The sequence below is a fragment of the Rhodococcus sp. (in: high G+C Gram-positive bacteria) genome, assembly GCF_049591685.1.
In the GTDB taxonomy this organism is placed as follows: Bacteria; Actinomycetota; Actinomycetes; order Mycobacteriales; family Mycobacteriaceae; genus Rhodococcoides.
Genome location: NZ_JBAWFH010000484.1, coordinates 1 through 3,411, shown reverse-complemented (window position 1 = coordinate 3,411; position 3,411 = coordinate 1). Strand labels below are relative to the sequence as shown.

Below are 3,411 nucleotides of genomic sequence, written 5' to 3'. Positions count from 1 at the left end.
GACGAGCGCTCGTCGGAGGCCGATGCAGCGCCGCCGACGGTTGACCCGCAGCAGAGCAATAGTGAACCCGCCGCCGCAGTTCCGACCGCTCAGCTCTCGACCGATCAGCCCTCGGGCGTCGTTGCGCAGGAGCCGTCGAACACTTCTGGTCCTGGGGAGATTTCGTCGCGTAAGAAGGTCGCCGTCCTTGCCGGGGCCGCAATCGCGATTTTGGCCGTCTTCTACGCCGCCGACATGTTGTCGTCGAGCGGTTCGGTGCCCCGTGGGGTCAGCGTTGCGGGCATCGCAGTCGGCGGTATGAGTCACGACGACGCCGAAACTCGCTTGCAGTCCGAGTTGGGCCCTCGTGTCGACGGACCGGTGCAGGTCACGGCCGGGGATCAGCAGCTCGAAGTTGTGCCTGCTGCTGCGGGCCTCGACGTCGACTGGACTGCGACGCTCGATCGAGCAGGGTCGCAGCCGATCAACCCGTTCACTCGGATCACCTCGTTCTTCGCCGACCGTGAGATTGGCGTTGAGTCGAGCGTCGACGCCGTCGCACTCGATGCCGCGGTCGAATCGCTTCGGGCGCAAACGGATCGCCAGCCTATCGAGGGCAACATCGTCTTCGAAGGAGCCACGCCCGTCCCTGTCACTCCTTCGCCGGGGCAGTCGATGGACGTCGAGGGCACGCGGGACGCCCTCGTGTCCGATTGGGCGTTCGGCACCGTCGAAGCGTCGGTCGAGACCGTCGACGTCGTCGTGCATCAGGACGAGGTCGACCGCGCGCTCGCGGACGTGGCAACGCCGGCTACGTCGGCCCCCGTCGTGTTCTCCGGTCGCGACAATGTCGACGCCGTCCTCGCGCCCGATGCCATCGGCCGAATCCTGTCTTTCGAATCCGACGGGCAGGGCGCGCTCGTGCCGAGGTACGACCTCGCGGCCGCCACCGGAATCCTTGCGCCGCAACTGGTATCGACCGAAACTCCCCCCAAGGACGCATCGTTCGCTCTCGGCGGCGGCGCTCCGACGGTCGTGCCCGGCGTGGTGGGAGAGTTGGTGCAGTGGCCCAGGACGCTCGAGCAGTTGCCGACGCTGTTGACCTCCACCGACATTCGCACCACCGAAGCCGTGTACGAGCAGGCGCAGCCGGCCCTGACCACCGAGGGCGCCCAGGCGCTGGGAATCAACGAAGTCATCGGCGAGTACACCACGGGCGGGTTCGAGTACGCGTCCGGAGTCAACATCGGTCTGACGGCTGACATCGTCAATGGTGCCCTGGTCAAGCCCGGTGAAACCTTCTCGCTCAACGGCCACACGGGGCCACGCGGCTTTGCGCAGGGCTTCGTCGAGTCGGGAATCATCGACAACGGACGCCCGGACCGTGCCGTCGGCGGCGGCATCAGCCAGTTCGCGACGACGCTGTACAACGCGGCGTACTTCGGCGGCATGGAGGACGCCGGGCACACCGAGCACAGCTACTACATCAGCCGGTACCCGGAAGCGCGAGAGGCGACCGTCTTCGAGGGCGCGATCGACCTGCAGTTCACCAACCCGACGAAGACGGGCGTGGTCATCGAATCGTTCGCGACGAGTTCCAACGTGACGGTTCGGCTGTGGGGAACCAAGACGGTCGATGTTCAGTCGATCACGGGTGCCAGGAGCAATCCGACGAGCCCGAACACCATCACCCTTCCGGCGGGGAGCGGATGCGTGCCGTCGGGAGGCGGACCCGGGTTCACGGCCAGCGATACCCGCGTCGTCTCCGATATCGCGACGGGCAGCGAGATTTCGCGCAACACCAGAACCGTCAAGTACGACCCGATCCCGATCGTGCGGTGTGTCTCGCCGGAGCCCGAACGCGAACCGGACGAGCCCGGCCCCGCACCGGCACCCGCGCCGCCCCCGGAGGACGGCGAGTAGTCCGCCCCGCAACGGCTGCAGCGTCGAGTGTTTGGCAGCGATGTTGTCACCCGACGATGCTCCGCGCAGTCGCCGCGACACCCACGGCGCGGCGAAAGACTTGACCCATTCGGCGTTGTCTCTGCGCCGCGCCGCCCGATCGAGGGGCGCCATCGGCTCCAGCGGTGCGAGCTCGATCGAATGCGGAAGGCCGAGGAAGTCCAGTACCTCCGCGGCCATGCGCGTGTGTCCGAGGGTGGACATGTGCAGGCGGTCCCAATCCCACATCCGGGGATCGTCGTACCCGGCGAAGCGCCAGTAGTCGATAAGTTCGACGCCCCTTCTGTCGGCGACCTCGCGGAGCAGTTCGTTGTAGATGGCCGTGCGGCCGCGCAGCGAACGGAAGATGGGCGCCCACCCGGCGTCGTACGCGGTGAAGGCGACGACGCGTGCTCCGGTCGCTGTCAGTTCGGCCAGCGCGGAGTCGTACCGCGCGGCGATGCCGTCGATGTCCACCTTGGGGCGCAGCAGGTCGTTGCCTCCGGCGTACACGGTGATCAGGTCGGGGGCTGCTGCGGCGGCGATGTGCACCTGATCGGTGATCACCTGGTCGAGCAGTTTGCCTCGAACGGCCAGGTTCGCGTAGCGAAAATCCGGATTGTCGGCCGCCATTTCTGTGGCGACTCGGTCCGCCCAACCCTTGACGCCGTTGCGGCTGGCTGGATCGGCGTCGCCGACGCCTTCTCCGTCCACGCATTCATTCCCGCCGGTAGCATTCGGCACAGTCCCTCGTATCGTGGACGGTGCGCGGCAATTCCGACCGACACCGGGGAACCGACAGCCGCCGCAGACGCACGAAAGGGAGCATCACGCATGGCGCTCACGCACACCGATCTCGATCAGGCGACGCTCCGTCAGGCCTACGCCCAGTTCCCGAGCGGCGTCGTGGCCATCGCAGCCGAGATCGACGGCGTGCCGGTCGGACTCGCCGCCAGCAGCTTCGTCGCCGTCTCCATCGATCCGCCCCTGGTGGCGGTGTGCATTCAGAACACGTCCACCACGTGGCCGAGGCTCGAAGGCGTCACCAACATCGGTGTCAGCGTTCTCGGCGAAGCGCACAACGACGCCGCGCGCACCCTGGCGGCCAAGACGGGTGACCGCTTTGCCGGCCTCGAACTGTTGACCACCGACAGTGGCGCAGTCTTCATCGAAGGTGCGACGGCGTGGCTCGAGACGACCATCGATCAACAAGTCCCCGCAGGTGATCACTTGATCGCACTGCTGCGCATTCACTCGCTCGAGGTACAGAGCGAGATCGACCCGATCATCTTCCACGGCAGCAAGTTTCGTCGGCTGCAGGCCTGAGTAGACAAGACAACGGCCGCACCTCCCAGGGGGAAGATGCGGCCGTTGTCGCGTCTTGAATCAGAATGCAGCTTCGTCGAGCTCCATGACGTCGAGATCGAGATTGGTCAGGATGCCGCGGGTGGCTGTGAGCTCGGGCAGCACGTTCTTGGCGAAGAAGGAAGC

2 protein-coding genes and 1 pseudogene are annotated in these 3,411 nt (G+C 66.4%); 2 read left to right on the top strand and 1 reads right to left on the bottom strand.

From position 1 onward, the window contains the following. Nucleotides 1-1,902 (top strand): VanW family protein (locus WBQ44_RS19955; RefSeq protein WP_495568401.1); only part of this gene is annotated, 1,902 nt, incomplete at its 5' end. 9 nt (nucleotides 1,903-1,911) lie between these two features. Here WBQ44_RS19955 and WBQ44_RS19950 read toward each other — a convergent pair. Beyond that, nucleotides 1,912-2,664, bottom strand: a pseudogene (locus WBQ44_RS19950) (SGNH/GDSL hydrolase family protein); the annotation flags it as partial. Nucleotides 2,665-2,754: 90 nt separating this feature from the next. On the opposite strand from WBQ44_RS19950, the gene WBQ44_RS19945 reads away from it, so the two are divergent. Further along, on the top strand, nucleotides 2,755-3,246 hold the full coding sequence (locus tag WBQ44_RS19945) for a flavin reductase family protein (RefSeq protein WP_495568400.1): 492 nt from the start codon (nucleotides 2,755-2,757) through the stop codon (nucleotides 3,244-3,246). The last annotated feature ends 165 nt before the right edge of the window (nucleotides 3,247-3,411 follow it).

Bases quoted from the DNA above. Each gene is read 5' to 3' on its own strand.
- WBQ44_RS19945 (WP_495568400.1), top strand. From the start codon at position 2,755: ATGGCGCTCACGCACACCGATCTCGATCAGGCGACGCTCCGTCAGGCC.